General features: G+C 65.2%; 12 protein-coding genes and 1 pseudogene. 8 read left to right on the top strand and 5 right to left on the bottom strand.

From position 1 onward, the window contains the following. Positions 1-270 (top strand): annotated as a pseudogene (locus A39O_RS41440) (hypothetical protein); the annotation flags it as partial. A gap of 31 nt (positions 271-301) precedes the next feature. Here the strand turns inward: A39O_RS41440 and miaA are convergent. From miaA to A39O_RS0129915, 5 genes are all read right to left on the bottom strand, one after another. Next, positions 302-1270 carry a tRNA (adenosine(37)-N6)-dimethylallyltransferase MiaA gene (gene miaA, locus A39O_RS0129935; protein WP_020508328.1) on the bottom strand — a complete coding sequence of 323 codons (969 nt, stop codon included), beginning with the start codon at positions 1268-1270 and terminating at the stop codon, positions 302-304. 125 nt (positions 1271-1395) lie between these two features. Beyond that, positions 1396-2838, bottom strand: a complete 1443-nt coding sequence (locus A39O_RS0129930; RefSeq protein WP_020508327.1) for a DUF4139 domain-containing protein — start codon at positions 2836-2838, stop codon at positions 1396-1398. Positions 2839-2910: 72 nt separating this feature from the next. Then, complete coding sequence (locus A39O_RS0129925; protein ID WP_020508326.1) at positions 2911-3405, bottom strand: DUF1269 domain-containing protein; 495 nt, start codon at positions 3403-3405, stop codon at positions 2911-2913. Positions 3406-3655: 250 nt separating this feature from the next. After that, positions 3656-3841, bottom strand: a complete 186-nt coding sequence (locus A39O_RS0129920) for a hypothetical protein (RefSeq protein WP_020508325.1) — start codon at positions 3839-3841, stop codon at positions 3656-3658. A gap of 58 nt (positions 3842-3899) precedes the next feature. Then, positions 3900-4472: a hypothetical protein gene (locus A39O_RS0129915; protein ID WP_020508324.1), complete on the bottom strand. Its 573-nt coding sequence runs from the start codon at positions 4470-4472 to the stop codon at positions 3900-3902. 225 nt (positions 4473-4697) lie between these two features. On the opposite strand from A39O_RS0129915, the gene A39O_RS0129910 reads away from it, so the two are divergent. The 7 genes from A39O_RS0129910 to A39O_RS0129885 form a co-directional block, all read left to right on the top strand. Then, positions 4698-6221 (top strand): DegQ family serine endoprotease, encoded by a 1524-nt coding sequence (locus A39O_RS0129910; RefSeq protein ID WP_020508323.1) that lies wholly within the window; start codon positions 4698-4700, stop codon positions 6219-6221. Between the two features lie 273 nt (positions 6222-6494). Beyond that, positions 6495-7169 carry a response regulator transcription factor gene (locus A39O_RS0129905; RefSeq protein ID WP_020508322.1) on the top strand — a complete coding sequence of 225 codons (675 nt, stop codon included), beginning with the start codon at positions 6495-6497 and terminating at the stop codon, positions 7167-7169. Beyond that, on the top strand, positions 7166-8605 hold the full coding sequence (locus tag A39O_RS0129900; RefSeq protein WP_020508321.1) for a sensor histidine kinase: 1440 nt from the start codon (positions 7166-7168) through the stop codon (positions 8603-8605). The genes A39O_RS0129905 and A39O_RS0129900 overlap by 4 nt, the downstream gene beginning before the upstream one ends. A 378-nt stretch (positions 8606-8983) precedes the next feature. Beyond that, the gene (locus tag A39O_RS0129895; RefSeq protein ID WP_026199851.1) at positions 8984-16477 is read left to right on the top strand and encodes a SpvB/TcaC N-terminal domain-containing protein; all 7494 of its coding nucleotides are present in this window, start codon (positions 8984-8986) and stop codon (positions 16475-16477) included. Positions 16478-16638: 161 nt separating this feature from the next. After that, positions 16639-16761, top strand: coding sequence for a hypothetical protein (locus A39O_RS43340; protein ID WP_281170120.1), 123 nt, complete (start codon positions 16639-16641; stop codon positions 16759-16761). 94 nt (positions 16762-16855) lie between these two features. After that, a complete protein-coding gene (locus A39O_RS0129890) occupies positions 16856-17548 on the top strand; it encodes a hypothetical protein (RefSeq protein WP_157640523.1) in 693 nt (230 codons plus the stop codon). 125 nt (positions 17549-17673) lie between these two features. After that, positions 17674-18468 (top strand): hypothetical protein (locus A39O_RS0129885; RefSeq protein ID WP_026199850.1); only part of this gene is annotated, 795 nt, incomplete at its 3' end.

The following is an 18468-nucleotide window of genomic DNA, read 5'->3' as shown; positions in this document are numbered from 1 at the left end:
CGCTGTCACTGGAGCATCGAGAACAGCTGCCACTACATCCTCGACTGGAACTGGGACGAGGACCGATGCACCATCCGCACCGGCCACGGCCCCGCCAACATCACCGCGCTACGTCGCTTCGCCATCGGCGCCATCAAGTCAAAATCCCGCGACACGGTCGCCGCCACCATCCAACGCCTGGCACGCAACGTCCGCCTGGTGTTCGACTACCTGGGCATGACGGAAAACTCCCGCCGCCGCCCGCGGGGACGGCCAGCCACGGTGGGCTAGAACGGATTCGCCGTGCCACCCGCGTGACCGCTCAGCGCAAGGGGTGCTGCGCCGTGATCAGTGCCAGGGCGCGCTCCAGCGCGGTCTGGTCGTCGGTGAGCCAATGGCCGTCAGTTTCGGCCCGCAGCCAGGTCATCTGACGCTTCGCCAACTGCCGGGTGGCGATGATGCCGCGGTGCAGCATTTCGTCGAAATTGTATCCGCCAAGGATGAATTTCAAGACCTGGCGATAGCCGACACAGCGCATGGCGGGCAAGTCTTCCAGCAAATCCCCGCGGCTCCACAGGGATTCCAGCTCCCCGACCAGACCCTGCTCGACCATCCCCCGAAAACGCCGCTCGATGCGCCCGTGCAGGGTCTGCCGATCCGCGGGGGCGCGCACCAGCTTGAGCAACCGGTAGGGCAGCACGGCACCCTGACCCTGGGTCCGCCGGATCAGGACACTCATCGGCTCACCGCTGATGGCATGGACTTCCAGGGCACGCTGGATACGTTGCGGATCGTTCGGGTGGACCTGAGCCGCTGTGGCCGGGTCCAGCCGCGCCAGCCGCTCGTGCAGCGCCGCCCAACCTAACTGCTGTGCTTCCTCCAGCAACGCCTGACGCACGCGCGGGTCGGCATCCGGCAAGGACGCCAACCCCTGCTGCAACCCGCGGAAATAGAGCATGGTCCCGCCCACCAGGAGTGGTATACGACCCGCGGCGGTGATCGCCGCCATGGCCTCCAGCGCATCGGCCCGGAAGCGCGCGGTCGAGTACGACTCACTGGGGTCCAGGATGTCGATCAGCCGATGGGGCGCCTGCGCCAACACCTCCGGACCCGGCTTGGCAGTGCCGATATCCATGCCCCGGTAGATCATGGCCGAGTCCACACTGATAATGGAACAGGGCAAGCGGCGCACCAGGTTCACCGCGAGATCGGTCTTTCCCGCCGCGGTCGGACCCATCAGCAGAATGGCCAGCGGGCGCTGGTCGGACTCCGGCAAGCGGTCAGGAAGCATCCATCAACCTCGCGTCAGGTTCCCAACACCCCGCTGCCCTGCCGCCGCAGCCTGGCGCCCCCGCTTCAGCGCCGCGAGTCTGCCGATAAAGTTGCCCGAGCAGCCACTGCACAGGTTCAGGGGCGTCAGAACCGGACCTGCACCCGCCAACTGAGCGTGGCGGCGCCATCGGCAGGCACTTGGACCTGCCAGCCGGCGAGGTTGGACGCCTCTTTGATATGGGGCTGGCTCTGCTGGATCATTTTCCAGTCGCCGGGGATGTCCTCGACGACCTTGACCGTCACCGCATCGGGTTTGGCGTTCTTGATCTCCAGCGCAAAGGCTGCCTCATACGCGTAGTTGTAGGCGCTCGCCCCGCTGAGTTTCTTGAACTCGGTCTGCTTGCGTCGAACGGTCACGTCGAAGCTCTCGCCGAGCTTCAGGGTGACCGTCTCGTTTTTCGGGGTGTGATCGATGCGGTCCTCCCCGATGAATTGCGCATTGCCGCGGCTGTCTTTGGAGTAGACCCGCACCACGCCTTCCGGCAAGGGGATACCGAGACTCCCGCCCTGATTGGTGAAGTTCAGGGTGGAGGCGACCGGCAGTTTGCTCCAGCCATCCGCGGACTGGGACTGGTAGCTGTAGGGCTGACCGCGAACCACCAGTTCCCGCGTCATCGGCACCCGCGGGGCGGAGAGCAGCGCCACCTGCTTGGTCTGATTGTTGAGCACGTCGGTGGGGCGCGCCAGCGTGTAGAGGTGGTATTCGTCCAGGGCCTCCTCCTGCGGCATCGGGGCGGGAGCCGGCATGGCCATGGCACGCGCCATCATGAGTGGCGGCGGTTCCGGCCGGACCTGATTGACCTCGCCCGCCACCAGTTGCAGCTTCGCCTGGCGGTAGGCGACCCCGCTGCTGTTGGTCAGCGTCACCCAGCCGCTGAGATCCATGGACGTGCCATCGGCGGCCAAATCGGCCACATAGTCGGCTTTCCAGGACAGCCCGCCGGTGAGATAGGACAACTCGAAGGTGCCGGTGCCGGCCTGCGCGGCCTCCAGGTGCAGGACCAGGGTCGGCTGATCCCGCAGGTCCGGGGGCAGGTCCGGGAACGCCAGATGGCCGACGACATCGGTTTCGATCCGGTCGGCATAGCGCAGGACCACACCGTCGTTGGTGGCGAGCACGGTGGCGTCCTCGGTCGTCCGTACCCCGTCGTCCGCGGTCCGGATGGCCTGCACTTTGCGGCCGACATATTTCTTGAGCAGGCTCTGCGGAGTCAGCAGGTCGAAATCGAAATTCTGCTCCAACAGGGTGACCGCGGCGGTCCCTGCGGTCGCGGTGAGGAGCGCCGTCTCGGGCCTGATCTCGCCGGAGCAGTTGCGCCAGGCGAGCCGGTTCTCGCCCTGGGTCAGGGTGAGTTCGCGCAGGTCCTTCACCAGGGCGAGATTGTCGTTATAAATCGTGACGGCCAGCGCCTGCTGCGCGGTGTCATCGATCCGCTGTTCCTGGATGGTTGCGGCGGTGTCGGTGGTCTCCATGGCGGCTCCCGAATGGACGATGAACAGCGCGGCCAGGGCAGCGGCCGATCGCAATGGGCTAGTGCAGAGTGAAAAAAGCTGGGCGTGCTGCATGGGGCTCCTGGCGCTGGTCGTGAGGGTGCGAACCTAAGATTGTGCCTCGATGAAGGCGCGCAGCGTGGCATCGTCATCCTTGGTCAGGGAGGTCTGGATCACCTTACCCTTGCCCTTGAACTGCTCCAGCCCTTCCAGAACCTTATCCGCCGTGGCCTTGCGCACCAGGATGAAGATCGCCGCGCAGCCCGGCTGGAAGCCCTCGGCCAGTTCCTTCATGAACTGGTCGTTGATGCCCAAATCGGTAAAGCGTCCGGATAAGGCACCGGCGCCGGCGCCGACTGCCGCACCCAGCAAGGGATTGAGGAACAGCAGCCCGACCAACAAGCCCCAGAAACTGCCGGTAGCCGCACCCGCGGCCGTCAGGTTCATCGCCTGATGCAGCTTGACCTTCTCTTTTGCGTCCTTGGTGACGATCACCACGTCTTCCATCTCGATCAGATATTCCTTTTGCAGATTGACGAGTGCGGCCCGCATCTCGAACGCAAGCTGCTCTTCCGGAAAGGAGATGACGATCAGATTGCTCACTGGTTCTTCCTCTTGGTTTGGGTTTCGTGTGGGTGATATCGAGGCACGGCGATGCGTGACGGTCGCACCCAGGGACTCTTTCACTCGTTAAGCTTCGGGAATGCCGTTGGCGTCTCGGTCGTTGTCGTTGTCGTAATCGAGTTGACGATACCCACAAGCATTCTCTCGCAACTCCGATAGAATCGGACTGATCATACTTCAACTGAATCTCTTAATCCGATTACGACAACGACAACGATTGGACCCTCTACTAGGCCGCCTCAACTTTGGCGACTGCATCGCGCAGGGCCTGCAGGATCAGGGCACGGGCGGCCGCTTCATCGAGCTCGGGCACATCCCACCCCATGATCCTGGAGTATTTCTTTACCAAGTGCCGGACATCGTCATCCAGTTCCGCCCGATAGCGATCCATTTCGATCTGCTCGATCGGCTGCATGTCAGTCTCCAGGTTGCGGTGAACCGGCCCCCGCCGTCGGGCGCGCCGGTCAATCGCTTTAGTTGAACGTGACTTTGCCGGTGATGGTGCGCACATAGGTCGCAATGACCCCATCACCCGGCTTGAGCTGATCAAGGATGGCCTTGTCCTTCACGGACAGGGTCACCAGCTTTTCCGGGCCGCGAATGGTGACCTGGGACGCGGCCCGATCGACCGACTCCACCTTGCCATAGAGCTTCAGCTTGGTGGTGATGGTGCCGGCCGGCTTGGTCCCCGCGTCCGGCTTCACCGTCGTCTTCTCGACCGAGCCCATGGAACCCGCGTCGCGGCCCTTTTCCACGTCGACCAGCACGGCCTCGGTTTCGGTGATCGCGACCTTGTTGCCGACCTCGATGTGGTCGATCCGCTTGACCTCGGCGGGGATGTCGAGAACCTCAAACGAGCCGTCCGGGGTCCGGATCGTCATCTGGCGCGACTCTTTGTTGATCGCCACGACCTCACCGGACAGTTCGGAAACAGTGACCGCACCGGCGAGCGGGGTCGTGGTATCGGCATCGGCAAGGGACACGAGACCGGCGGCGCCGAGCGACAGACAGGCCGCCAGCGCCAACGTCAGCGATTGTTTTTTCATGAGACATTTCCTTGAATCAGTTAGGTGGATCGGGGAACCGTGGACATTACGGTACACAGTAAAGCCGCACGCTGCAATAGCCTTGTTCTGACCAAAATTTAACCCGCCGGAAAGGTCGAAGACGCCGCAATGTCCCACACTTCCGGACCATGGCGCGCGGCCCATCGGCCCGCTGGCGTCGCTGACAACCCCGTGATAAGCCGATCACTCGGCAGGAAAGAGATCATGTCCTCGCAGACTACGACGAAGCATTCCCGGACCAGCACCGGCAACCCCCTGACCCGCACCACCGTCGCCGCCGCCGTGGCCCTGGCCCTGGCGATCGGCGGCGGGGTCGCTGCCCAGTCCCCCACGCCCCAGGCCGCCGCGACCGGCGCGGCCGCCATCGTCGCGCCCGCCATGCCGAGCTTCGCCGATGTGGCCGAGCGGGTATCGCCGGCCGTGGTCAATGTCACGGTGATCGCCGAAGGCCCGACCACCAGCCTGATGCCCCGGCAGCACCCGGGTCTGCCCGAGGGGGCACCGCTCGATGAATTCTTCAAACACTTCTTCGACCAGCCCAACGTGCCGGGGCGCCAGCGCGCGGAGGGGGCGGGTTCCGGCTTCGTGATCGACGCCTCCGGCCTGGTGGTCACCAACAATCACGTGGTCGAGGGCGCCAACGAGATCACCGTCACCCTCAACGACGGCAGCAAGCACCAGGCGCAAGTCGTGGGACGTGATGATAAGACCGACCTGGCACTGCTTAAGATCGACGCCGGGCGCACCCTGCCCTTCGTCGATCTGGCCGATGCCAGCGCGACCCGCGTCGGGGACTGGGTGCTAGCGGTCGGCAATCCGTTTGGGCTGGGAGGTTCGGTCAGCGCCGGTATCGTCTCGGCGCGCGGTCGCGACATCAATGCCGGCCCCTATGATGATTATTTGCAGATCGACGCCCCGATCAACCGCGGCAACTCGGGCGGCCCCTTGTTCGATGTCTACGGCCGGGTGATCGGCGTCAACACCGCCATCTACTCGCCCACCGGCGGCAACGTCGGTATCGGCTTCGCCATCCCCGCCGAAACGGTCAAGAAGGTCGTCGCCGATCTGCGCCAGGACGGCCGGGTCTCGCGTGGCTGGCTCGGCGTGCAGATCCAGCCGGTGACCGAAGACATCGCCGGTGCGCTCGGTCTGTCCGGGACCGAGGGTGTGCTGATCGCCGATATCCTCCCCGACGGCCCCGCCGCCGGCACCGAGTTACAGCCCGGTGACGTCATCCTCAAGGCCGGCGATCAGCCGATCAAAGATTATAAGGATCTGCCGAAGTTGATCGCCGACACCAAGGCGGGCACCCGCTTGAATCTGGAGTTGGTGCGCGGCGGCAAACCGCTGAGCGTTGCCGTGACCATCGGCGCCATGCCCGGCAGCGAGACCTTGGCGAAGAATGACGTTCAACCCGCCGCGATTCAGGACGAAACGAAACTTGGACTCTATCTGGTTTCCGTTACGCCTGAGCTACGGCAGGAAAAAGGGCTGCGTCCGGCGAGCAACGGCGTCTACGTGGCCCGGGTCCAGCCCGGCAGCCCCGCCGCGGAGGCCGGCGTCGAGTCCGGCAGTCTGATCTCGATGGTCGGCGGACAGCCGGTCGATTCCCCGACGCAAGTATACGAGGCGGTACGCGCCGCCGTTGCCGCCAAGCGCAGCGCGGTCATGCTGCGGATCGAGAAGGATGGCCGGCCGATGTTCATCGCGGTGCCGCTCGCCGCGTGAAGCCAGCCGCGGCCGTTCCCAAGGGCAGATCGCTCGTGGGAGCGGCCTCCGGCCGCGATCAGCCGCGGCCATTCCTAAGGGCCGATCGCTTGTGGGAGCGGCCTCCGGCCGCGATGAGGTCTCGCGAGATCGCGACCATGCCGTATCACCGCGGCGCCCCATCGCGGCCGGAGGCCGCTCCCACGGGGATCGCGAGGTGACTTTCACGGTAACATGCCGAGCTTGTGAAGCTGGCGGCTGGACGCTGGCCGCTCATTTTGGAATGACTCGCCCATGCGCGTACTCTTGATCGAAGACGATCGCCAACTGGCGGACTACCTGCGCAAAGCCCTGGGCGAGGTGGGTGTGCTCACCGACCACGCGGCGGACGGACGCGAAGGGCTGTTGCAGGCGGCCGGCGGCGTCTACGACGCGCTGATTCTCGACCGGATGCTGCCGGGATTGGACGGGCTCGCGATCCTGCGCACGCTGCGCGCCGCGGGCAACCGGACACCGGTGTTGATCCTGTCCGCTCTCGGGGAGGTGGACGACCGCGTGGAGGGTCTGCGCGCCGGCGGCGACGACTACCTGGTCAAACCCTTCGCCTTCTCGGAGTTGCACGCGCGCCTGGAAGCCCTGTTGCGGCGCGGTCAGGCGGACGCCCCGCAGACCCGGCTGCGCGTCCTCGACCTGGAGATGGACCTGTTGAAGCGTGAGGTGACCCGCGCCGGCCGTCCCATCCAACTCCAGCCGCGTGAATTCCGGCTGCTGGAGTATCTGATGCGCCACGCCGGCCAGGTGGTGACCAGAACCATGCTGTTGGAACAGGTCTGGGACTATCACTTCGACCCGCAAACCAACATCATCGATGTGCACGTCAGCCGCCTGCGCGGCAAGATCGATAAGGACTTCGATCCTCCCCTGCTGCAAACGGTACGGGGCGCCGGCTATCTGCTGCGCGCCCAATGACCGCCGTCGGCCGGCGCACCGGCGACTTGCGGCTGCGCGCGGCCCAGGTGCTGCGCAGTTCAAGCTTTCGGCTGGCCATCCTCTATGTGCTGCTGCTGTCGGTGTCGGCTGCCATCCTGCTCGGCTTCATTTATTGGTCGACCGCGGGCTTCATGGATCAGCAGACCGACGCGACCATCGCCGCCGAGATCCAAGGTCTGGCGGAACAATACCGGCAGCGCGGGTTGCCCGGACTGACCAACGTCATCCGCGAACGCATCGTCCGCGACCCCGGCGGAGCCGGCGTCTATCTGCTGGCGGACAAGGACTTCAAGCCGCTGATCGGCAACCTCGACCGCTGGCCCTCCGGAGTCCCCGACCAAGCGGGCTGGATCCGCTTCCGACTGCTCGATCGCGGGCCGCAACACACCGACGAACACGCCGCCCGTGCCCAGGTCTTCACATTGCGCGGCGATCTGCGCCTGTTGGTGGGACGTGACGTGCGCGATCTGGAGGCCACCCGTGAACTGATCCTCGAGGCTCTCACCTGGGGGCTCGCGCTGACCGCGGCGCTGGCCCTGCTCGGCGGCTGGGTCATGAGCCACCGGGTGCTGCGGCGCCTGGAAGCGATCAACCAGACCAGCCGCGACATCATGGAGGGCGACCTGTCCCGACGCATTCCGCTGGCCGGCAGCGGGGACGACTTCGACCAACTCGCCGCCGGGCTCAATCACATGCTGGCGCGTATCGAGACCCTGATGGCCGGCGTCCGCCAAGTGTCCGACAACATTGCCCACGACCTGCGCACCCCCCTGACCCGCCTGCGCACCAAGCTGGAACTGTTACGGACCGACCTCGGGGAAGGCCACCCGGCCGCGGCCGCGGCCGAGGAGATCATCGCCGATGCCGATGAACTGCTCGGCACCTTCAACGCCTTGCTGCGCATCGCCCGCATCGAGTCCGGCGGACAGCGCGCCGCCTTCGCGCCCCTGGACCTGGTCCCCCTGGTCGCGGACCTGGCCGAACTCTACGAACCGGTCGCGGCGGAACGGGGCCAGCAGTTGACCCTGCACACCGCGGACACGGCCTGGGTGATCGGCGATCGGGACCTGGTGTTCCAGGCGCTGGGGAACCTGGTCGACAATGCCGTGAAATACACCCCGGAAGGCGGTCTGATTGCGCTGTCGCTGACCTCCACCGAGCAGGCCGTTGTTATCGCAGTCGCGGACAACGGACCCGGCATCCCCGACGATCTCCATGGCGAGGTCTTCAGGCGGTTCTTCCGCGCCGACGGCAGCCGCTCCACCCCCGGCAGCGGCCTGGGGCTCAGCCTGGTCCGGGCCGTCGTCGAACTCCACGGCGCTGCCATCGCGCTGCTGGACAACCACCCCGGGCTGCGCGTTCAGGTGCAGTTGGCGCCGACCACGGCGGCGAGCAAGGCGCCGTCGGCGGCTTGAGGCCGGGACACGAAGCACCACCGTGGGAGCGGCCTCCGGCCGCGATAGGACCTCGCAGGCCATCGCGGCATCGGCGTTCACCGCGGCGCCGTATCGCGGCCGGAGGCCGCTCCCACGGGATCGCTTCGCGATCTTGGTGGTAACGCATTGAATTGTAATGCTGATAAGGCGCGCGCTCGGTGTCGGGAATCCGGCACAGCGGTCGCGCGCGCCGCATCCACCAAGGGTCGCGCGATGCCGCCCATATTTGGAATTGCTGAATCAGCGCTCCCCATGTTCCATACAGGTTCCCACGATTTTTCAATGGTTGACATTTAACATTGCAATTTTTTAGCCTTACGCGCAACCCGACGGCGATGAGAAATCAGGAGCGTCCGTATGAGCGGGAAGGCAAGCGGCATCGGGGACCTGATCGCGGTCCCGCAGGGTGGGGGTGCGCAGAAGGGATTGGGTGAGAAGTTCGCGCCCGATCTCCACACCGGCACCGGTAACTTCTCGGTTCCCATCGCCCTGCCGCCAGGGCGCAACGGGCTCCAGCCGCAGCTCTCGCTCGGCTTCAGTACGGGCAGCGGCAACGGTCCTTTCGGGCTGGGCTGGTCGCTCGGCGTTCCGGGCGTCTCGCGACTCACGTCCAAGGGCATCCCCCGCTATCGCGACGACGCCGAGGCGGACATCTTCGTCTTGTCCGGCGCCGAAGACCTGGTCGAGGTCGCCCGCACGCAGCCGACCGACACCAGCACCGTCACCACCTACCGTCCGCGCACCGAGGGGTTGTTCGCGGGGATCGAACGGCACACCGGCACGTCCGACCACTGGGAAGTCCGGACCAAGGACGGGCTGATCAGCACCTACGGCACGCCGGGTCCGGTGCCTGGCGACTTGGCCGACGACCAGCGCGCGGTGGTCGCCGATCCGACCGACCGCCGCAAGGTCTTCGCCTGGCGCCTGACCGAGACGCGCGACCCCTTCGGCAACCGCATCGTCTACGAGTACGAGCGCGACAATGTGACCGGGCAGGGTCACAACGGCGAGCAGATCGACCTGCGGACCATCCGCTACGTCGATCTGACCGGCCCGGACCAGGCGCCCTTCCTGGTCTCGGTCGCGTTTCTCTACGACACCGACGCGCAGGGCATCCCGGGCCTTGAGCCCGAATTTCCCCGCCGCACGCGTCCCGACGCCTTCTCCGATTACCGTGCCGGCTTCGAGATCCGCACCCGTCGCCGTTGCACCGGCATCGTGGTGCGCACTCACCCCTCGGCCACCGAGACCACGCTGGTCCGCGCCTACGAGCTCGTCTACCTGGACGAACAAACCACGGATCCCGCCGCGCTGCCGCCGAACGGCGCCTCGCTGCTCAGCCGCATCAACGTCATCGGCTACGAGGACGTCGGCCGTCCGGTGCGGGAGCTCCCGCCGCTGGACTTCGGCTATTCCCGCTTCACCCCGGAAGCACGCCGATTCTTCCCGCTCGCGGGCGCGGCCCTGCCGATGACCAGCCTGGCCAACCCGGACCTGGAGCTGGTCGACCTCTTCGGCCACGGCCTGCCCGATATCCTGGAGCTGGGCAGCCAGCCGCGTTACTGGCGCAATCTGGGCGACGGGCAATTCGACCGGCCCCGCGGGATCCCGGAGGTCCCGGCCGGGGTCAGGCTCTCCGACCGCGGCGTGCAGTTGATCGATGCCAATGGCGACGGCCGCGCCGACCTGCTGGTGACCAGCGACGCACTCTCCGGCTATTACCCGCTGGATTTCCGCGCCGGCTTCAGCAAGCGGTCGTTTCAACCCTACCAGCAGGCGCCGAGCTTCGACTTGGAGGACCCCGAGGTGCGTCTGGTCGACCTCACCGGGGATGGCGTCACCGACGTGCTGCGCTCCGGCACCTCATTCGAGTGCTATTTCAACGACCCCGCGGACGGCTGGCTGCCCCGCAATACCGCCCGCGTGCAACGCCAACAGCTCGCGGCCTTCCCCAACGTCGACTTCGCGGAGCCGCGGGTCAAGTTTGCCGACCTCTCCGGCGACGGACTTCAGGATATCGCGGTGGTTTACCAGGGCCGCGTCGACTATTGGCCCAACCTCGGCTACGGCCGCTGGGCGCCGCGCATCGTCACGCAGATCCCCGGCGGCCTGCCATTCGACTTCGACCCGAGGCGCGTTCTGCTCGCGGACGTGGACGGCGACGGTCTGGCCGACCTCATCTATGTCTCCGACCGCGAGATCACCCTCTGGATCAATCGCACCGGCAACGGCTGGAGCGCGCCCAAGGTCATTCGCGGTACCCCGGCATTGACCGATCTGGACACCGTGCGCGTCACCGACCTGCTGGGTACCGGCGTCGGCGGCATCCTCTGGACGCGGGATGCGGACGGCAGCGGCCGGCCCAGCCACTTCTTTCTCGATCTGACCGGGGGTACCAAGCCCTATCTGCTCGAGCGGATGGACAACAACCTGGGTGCCGTCACCGAGGTCGCCTACGCCTCATCGACCAAGTTCTATCTGCACGACCAGACCCGGGGGAACACCGCCTGGGGCAGCACGCTGCCCTTTCCCGTCCAGGTGGTCGAGCGTGTCAAGGTGACCGACGTCTTCAGCGGCGGGACCCTGACGACCGAATACCGCTATCACCACGGCTACTGGGACGGCGCCGAGCGCGAGTTCCGCGGCTTCGGGATGGTCGAGCAGCTCGACACCGAAGTTTTCACCGCCTACGCCGGTCGTGGGCTGGACGCCAAGCCGGACCTCCTGCGCGACCTGCTGGCGCAGGAGAGTTACGCACCGCCGATGCTCACCCGCACCTGGTTCCATCAGGGCCCGGTGATCCCCGACAGCGGCGGGCGTTGGCAGGCAATGGACTATCACCGCGAATACTGGCAGGAAGACCCCAACCGGCTCGACGCCATCCCGACTGCCCTTCCGGAACTCCGGTCGCAGCGCGACGCCCAACGCACCCTGCGCGGCAGCATCCTGCGCAGCGAGGTCTATGCGCTGGACGGCTCCCCGCTGCAAGAACGCCCCTACACCGTCACCGAGCACGCCTACGACCTCACCGAGGTCGATCCGCCCGCGCCCGGCGCCACCCGCAAGCACATCTACTTCCCGCACGGCATTGCCCAGCGCACCACCCAGTGGGAGCGGGGCCATGACCCGCAGACACAGATCACCTATACCTCCGGATTCGATGACGTCGGCCAGCCCGCACGTCAGCTCGCCATCGCCTGCCCGCGGGGTTGGGACGGATTCGCCGACACGCCGGCCGCCGGCTACCTCGCCACCCTGTCCCACACGGCCTATGCCAAAGGCGACCCCGCGGGTCCCTATCTGCGCGACCGTGTGGCCCGCACCCGCGGCTTCGAATTGCAGTCGACCGGCGGCCTGACGGTCCTGCAACTCCTCGCCACGACTGAAACCAGCCCCGGCCTGCGCCTGATCGCCGAGTCCCTCAACTACTACGACGGCAACAAGGACCCCGCCGCCGGGTATGGCGCCTTCACCGGGTTACCCTTCGGTCAGCTCGGCGCCTTCGGGGCCTTGGTGCGGACCGAGGTGTTGGTCATGACCCAGGGGGATCTGAATACGGCCTATGGCAACGCCGTACCGCCTTACCTCAGCCCCGGCGGCGGCGTGGCGCCCTCTGCCGACTATCCGGCCGCCTTTGTCGCCGCACTGCCCAACCGCGCCGGTTACCTCTATCAACCGGCATCGGACCACAACACCGCGGGCTATTACACCGTCGCCGCGAGCAAGCGCTACGACTTCCACAAGCCCGAAGGCACCGGCCGCGGCCTGTTGCTCGCCCAGCGTGACCCGCTCGGCCATGAATCGACCATCGTCGAATACGATGCCTTTCAACTGCTGCCGACCCAAGTCCGCGACCCCGCCGGGTTCGAGACTAGCGCCACCTACAACCAGCGCACCCTGCAACCCGAGCAGGTCACGGACCCGAACGGCAACGTCACCCGCGTGGCCTATTCGCCAACCGGCCTGGTCACGGACACCTGGGCGCTCGGGAAGCCCGACGCACCGGCCGGCGACCCCGCCAATGCCGGCGACCGCCAGTCCCCCGGCATCCACATCGAATATCACCTGCGCGCCTTCCACGACAGCCGGCTGGCGGACCCGGCCAACCCGCAGCCCGTCTATGCCCAAGCCATTCGGCGCTGCTTCCATGACAGCGACCCGGACGACACCGGCGAGACCATCGAGGCCCGCGAATACTCCGACGGATTCGGCCGGCTACTGCAAACCCGCACCCAGGGCGAGTCCGTCCGCTTCGGCGAACCGCCCTTCGGCGGCGGCAAGTCGCTATTGCCGGCGAATCAGGACCACCCGTCCAGCGCGGCCGTCACCGGCACCGAAAACACCAGCACCGACACACCCAACGTCATCGTCAGCGGCGACCAGCGCTACGACAACAAGGGCCAGGTCATCGAAAAGCGCGAGCCCTTCTTCGACGCCGGCTGGCACTACCAACCGCCCACCAGCGCGCAGCGGGGCCGATCGGTCCGGATGTTCTATGACCCGCGCGGCCAGGTCGTCCGCACCCTCAATCCGGACGGCTCCGAACAGCGCGTCATCCACGGCATCCCGCTGGACCTGGCCGATCCGCCGCTCTCGCCGCTCGACACCGCCAAGTTCACTCCCACGCCCTGGGAGGCCTACACCTACGACGCCAACGACAACGCCGGCCGCACCCACCCCGACGTCAAGCCGCACAATGGCTACCCGCACCACTACAACACCCCGTCCAGCATCGCGGTCGACGCCCTGGGCCGCACCATCCGCGCCGTCGCCCGCCACCGCGAGGCACCGCCTCCGGACAACCCCAGCGCGCTGCCGCCCATCGAGGAGCATGTCACCCGCTCCGAATACGACATCCAGGGCAACCTGCTGGGTATCCGCGATACGTTAGGCCGACTCGCCTTCGAGTATGTCTATGACCTCGCCAAGCACCCGCTGCGCACCGAGAGCATCGACGCCGGCCGCAAGCTGGCGGTACTGGACGCCGCCGGCAACCCGGTCGAGACCCGGGACGCCAAGGGCGCCCTCGCGCTGCATGACTATGACCTCCTCAACCGTCCGACCCGGCTCTGGGCGCGCGATGCGGCCGGCGAACCAATAACCCTGCGCGAGCACTTGCTCTACGACCGCGACCACACCGCACCGGGCTCCGCCGCCAGCCACAACCTGCTCGGCAAGCTCTGGCGCCACCACGACGAGGCCGGTGTCGTCACCGTCGCCGCCTATGACTTCAAGGGCCAGGTCCTCGGCTCCAGCCGCCAGGTGCTCTCCGACGGCTTCATGCTCGGCAATTACCGAGCCCATGCCGAGGGCACCGATTGGAACCTCCAGGCCCCGCGCGTCGACTGGGCCAATCCGCCTGCCGATTTGCTCGACCCAACCGTCTACGCAACCCAATCCGCCTATGACGCCCTGGGCCGTATCAAGTGGTCCGAATACCCGCGGTGCGCCAATGGCGAGCGCTATCGCCTGCAGCCCGAATATAACCGCGCCGGTGCATTGGAACGCGTCGACCTGGCAGGCCCGCTGGCCGCCGACGGCTCGGGCCCGGTCCAGCCCTATGTCCAGCGCATCGCCTACAACGCCAAGGGCCAACGCACCCTCATCGTCTATGGCAACGACCTGATCACGCGCTACGCCTATGACCCGGACACCTTTCGCCTGGTCCGCCTGCGCACCGACCGGCTCGACCCCAACCCGCCCAGCCCGCTCAGCTACCAGCCGCAGGGATTGCCGCTCCAGGACATCGCCTACGGCTACGACCTGGCCGGCAACATCCTCAGCATGCTCGACCGCACCCCCGGCTGCGGTGTGGCCAACAACCCCGAGGCCATCTTCAATCAGGGCCCCCTGGGTAACCTGCTGAGCAAGGGCGACGCACTGCTGCGCTGCTTCGACTACGACCCGCTCTACCGGCTGGTCTCCGCCACCGGACGCGAGGGCAAAGGCATCCCCAGCCCGCGCCCCTGGGGCGACGCGGCGCGCGAGGGCTACAACAGCGGCCGCCACGGCACGCCCGATCAGGACAACGCCCCCAACCTCACCGCCCTGTATTGGGAGGAATACGCCTACGATGCCGCCGGCAACATGCTCACCCTGCGCCACAACCAGTGCGTCCAGCAGGACGGCGCCGTGGGCTGGAATGTCGCCTGGTCGCGCCGCTTCGGCATGGACGGCCGCACCCCCGACCAGTGGCTCCACGAGAGCGCCGGCCACCTGATCGGCGATTGGGCAAGCCCGGCCAGCAACCGTCTCACCCATGTGCAGAACCGCTCCAGCGGCGTGCCCACACCACCTACCGTCCCGCAAAGTCATTTCTATGACGCCAATGGCAACATGGTGGGCGAGCACACCGAGCGGCATTTCGAGTGGGACCATGCGGACCGCATGAAGGTCTTCCGCAACCAGATCGAGGCATCTGCGCCGACGATCTATGCGCTCTATCTCTACGACGCGGGCGGGCAGCGGGTGAAGAAGCTGGTCGTCAATGGCAACAGCTACCGGACTACCACCTATCTGGGCGCTGCGTTCGAGCATCACGCCGAATACGACACGCTGGATGGCAGCGGGAAGACTGAAAACTGCTCGCTGCATTTGATGGACGATCAGAGTCGGATTGCGATCAAGCGGGTCGGTCCGGCGTTTGACAAGGACGGCATGGCGGATCATCCGGTGCAGTACCATTTGGGGGATCATTTGGGAAGTAGCGGGCTGGTTGTCAGCTATGCGGGGGAGTGGATCAATCGGGAGGAGTTCTTTCCGTATGGGGAGTCGAGTTTTGGGAGTTTTGGGAGGAAAAGATTTAGGTTCACGGGGAAGGAGCGGGACGAGGAAAGTGGGTTGCTCTATTTTGGCTCACGCTACTTGTGTGCGCCACTGGTGCGCTGGTTGTCCACAGAACCGGGATCGAAGAGTCAGACAGGGAACCTCTACCAATTCGTTCGATCCAGCCCAATGCGGTACTGCGAGCACGACGGTTACACCTTTTCTGATCTTGCTGGCGGCTTCGCAAGTGGCTTTGTCAACGGATTCGTGAGTGGAGTGGTCATTGGCGTTGCCACCGGTGCGGTCCTGGCGGTGGCTTCACCAGCTGTCGTTACTGCAATTGCCGCAGTCGCAGTCCTCGGGGCGGTTGCGTTGGCTGCAAAGACCGCGAGTACGGTCGTGCAGCATGTGCGCGGCGAGATCAGCGATGCGGATGCTGGTCGCCAATACGGCGAGACTGTTGGTGGCTTGTTGGGAGGACTGGCCGGCGGGGCAGCAAGCGGAGGTCTTAAGGGTGCGGCTAGCGCCATGGCGCGTCAATTCCCAACTTTGGTCCCCGTCGAGGGCATGGTGGCCCAGACCGCTATCGCTGCATCCTCGGTGCAAGCAACGGCGATTCCCGGCGCTGCCGGCGGCCTATATGCCGCGATGTCAACACCCAAGCCATCCGGGAATGCCACATCGCCGGAGCTTCCCGACGTGACGCCCAAGGCTGATACCCGCGCCAAGCCTCTCAAAGGAGATGCCAGCACCATCCACTCGGCCGACCGGCACATGGGAGGGCAAACCGTGGTTACCGCAAACGCCAAGCTTCCTGGTGGCGTCAAGGTGAAAGTCGCCGCGGTCAACGATGGCGCCGGATGGCGACCCGAGGTAAGAGAGACGGCTAACGAGCTTGGCTACAAGACACTCGATTCAGGCGGACGCGAGTCGCCCATTCATGCAGAAAAAGTACTTGAAGAGTGGCGCAACTTCTATGACGCCACGATCGAGGGCTGGGCTATCACCCGAGGCAAGAGCCCAAACAGTGTTGTCTGCAATGAAGGCTGTAAGTACGTCACCGAGAACTGGGGCCCGCAGCAGTAGTGAATATGCAGGCAGAACAAATAGGGGAAAGACCCTGAGGTATCCCCAGAATATCTATTTATAAAACAAACAGTTGCCGGCGTCTCGCGAGCCTTGGAATTGAGCATGCATGGGGCTATATGGCTACCCGGTAAGCAACCAAACCCACCAGGAGCCACCCCATGCATGCGATCACCATTTTACGCCAATGCCTGAACCCGTTGCTAACGCACATCCATGCGCGCCGCCTGGCGACGCTGTTCGAGCCCGTAGGTTGGGGTGACGAAGGAACCCCAACGAGCTAGTAGGGGACACAAGCTATTAGGGGACAGACCGCAGGCGAGGTATTGTGCTCCTTGAGTTCGCATTGGTCTCTTTTCTGCAGAGAACGAGACAAGCGTGAATACCGAAATCCGTTTCATTGGCCCAGAACAGAGGAATTCGACTATGGCCGAAATCACTCAAGAAAAAATCTATACAGAGCTGTGCACAAGCTACCGAGCAATAGATGATTTCCGTCAGAAGCTGTTGAGTATTCTACCATTAGCCAGTGGTGGAATATTGGCCTTCCTCATCGATCCGAAGTTCCTCAGTGGCGATGGGTCCGCCATATTTGGATCCCTGCTGCCAGCAATTGGCGCGTTGGGATTTCTGGTCACCCTGGGCCTGTTCTTTTACGAAATATACGGGATTCGAAGATGCACCTATTTGATCTTCGTGGGAGCCTATATTGAGTCGAAATCGGATGTTCAGCACGGGCAGTTCAGAGACCGCCCACCCGCAGTGCTCGGATTCATTGCCGAGCCGATGGCCGCAGGCATCGTCTATCCGGCGGTCATGGCAGCGTGGAGCTACTTGGCGATGTATTTTCTTGACAATTGCTCTGCGTCTCGCGCGGTCCCAGTAGCAGCAGGAATATTCTTCTCGTTCGTTGCTTTCATGGTGTGGTACGTCGTTCGTTTGAAGAAGGAGTGGAAGTGCTGGCGCGATACGGCGGGTATCGAGGAACCCGACACGACATGCTGTGCCGAAGATCCATCATTCTCGACAACAACGCCTCAGCAAGCGCGCACAACCGACACCGCCAAATAGCCAGAGTCGCTAATATGGGATCAACAACGTTGTTTAGCTCGTGCGCACTAATCCGGAAGAAATAGAGAAGCTGGGGCACGACCTCACATCGCCAAGTACGACAGCCTTTCGCGGGACAAGAAGCAATGGCTCACTCGATCAACATTGACGCGACCAGGCTCGCCAGCCCGAGCTTCCTGATTCCCGGAAACAGCGGCTCGCTGTCGACCGGCGCGATTCAAAGCGTGCAACTGGAGCCGGGAAGCTACATGATCCAAACCCACGCCACGCCGGACCAGAACTGGAGCTTCGTGGTCACGGCGCAAGGCGCGATCGACTACGCCCCGGCGCTCGATGTCAGCCAGGGCGGCTTTCTAACCGGCCGGAACACGTCCACCCTCGGCGTCTCCGGTTTCCCCATCACCCTGGATGCGCGCGCCCTGGCCACCGTCAGCTACGCCGTCTCCGGCATCACCGGCTGGCTGGCGAACACCGCCCCGCACACCCTGAACCTGCTGCCCGGCGCCTACGGCTTCCAGCAACCCACCGGCGTCGTACCCGGGGCCGATTTCCAGGTACGCCTGGACGGTGCTATCGACTACGCCGCCGCCAGCGATGCTTTCCTCACTGGCCGCGGCAGCAGTACCTTCACCCTGCTGGGCTATACGATCACGGTCGATGCCACCGCACTCACCGCGCCGCAGTTCCATCTCTCCGGCATCACCGACTGGCTGGCGAGCACGCAGCCCCGCCCACTGCGCCTGCTGCCGGCCACCTATCTCTTCGTGCATGGCAGCGGCCGGGTGCCGACGGCCGACTTTACCGTCACCGTCGCCGGACTGGTCGACTATCCCGTCACCGCCGACGGCTATCTCGCCGGCCGCGGCAGCGGTACCTTCACCCTGCTGGGCTATGCGATCACGGTCGATGCCACGGCACTC

It is taken from the genome of Lamprocystis purpurea DSM 4197, assembly GCF_000379525.1.
GTDB classification, from domain to species: Bacteria; Pseudomonadota; Gammaproteobacteria; order Chromatiales; family Chromatiaceae; genus Thiodictyon; species Thiodictyon purpureum.
This window is presented reverse-complemented; position numbering and strand designations above follow the sequence as displayed.

Bases quoted from the DNA above. Each gene is read 5' to 3' on its own strand.
- A39O_RS0129915 (WP_020508324.1), bottom strand. From the start codon at position 4,472: ATGAAAAAACAATCGCTGACGTTGGCGCTGGCGGCCTGTCTGTCGCTC.
- A39O_RS0129895 (WP_026199851.1), top strand. From the start codon at position 8,984: ATGAGCGGGAAGGCAAGCGGCATCGGGGACCTGATCGCGGTCCCGCAG.
- A39O_RS0129905 (WP_020508322.1), top strand. From the start codon at position 6,495: ATGCGCGTACTCTTGATCGAAGACGATCGCCAACTGGCGGACTACCTG.
- A39O_RS0129920 (WP_020508325.1), bottom strand. From the start codon at position 3,841: ATGCAGCCGATCGAGCAGATCGAAATGGATCGCTATCGGGCGGAACTG.
- A39O_RS0129900 (WP_020508321.1), top strand. From the start codon at position 7,166: ATGACCGCCGTCGGCCGGCGCACCGGCGACTTGCGGCTGCGCGCGGCC.
- A39O_RS0129910 (WP_020508323.1), top strand. From the start codon at position 4,698: ATGTCCTCGCAGACTACGACGAAGCATTCCCGGACCAGCACCGGCAAC.
- A39O_RS43340 (WP_281170120.1), top strand. From the start codon at position 16,639: ATGCATGCGATCACCATTTTACGCCAATGCCTGAACCCGTTGCTAACG.
- miaA (WP_020508328.1), bottom strand. From the start codon at position 1,270: ATGCTTCCTGACCGCTTGCCGGAGTCCGACCAGCGCCCGCTGGCCATT.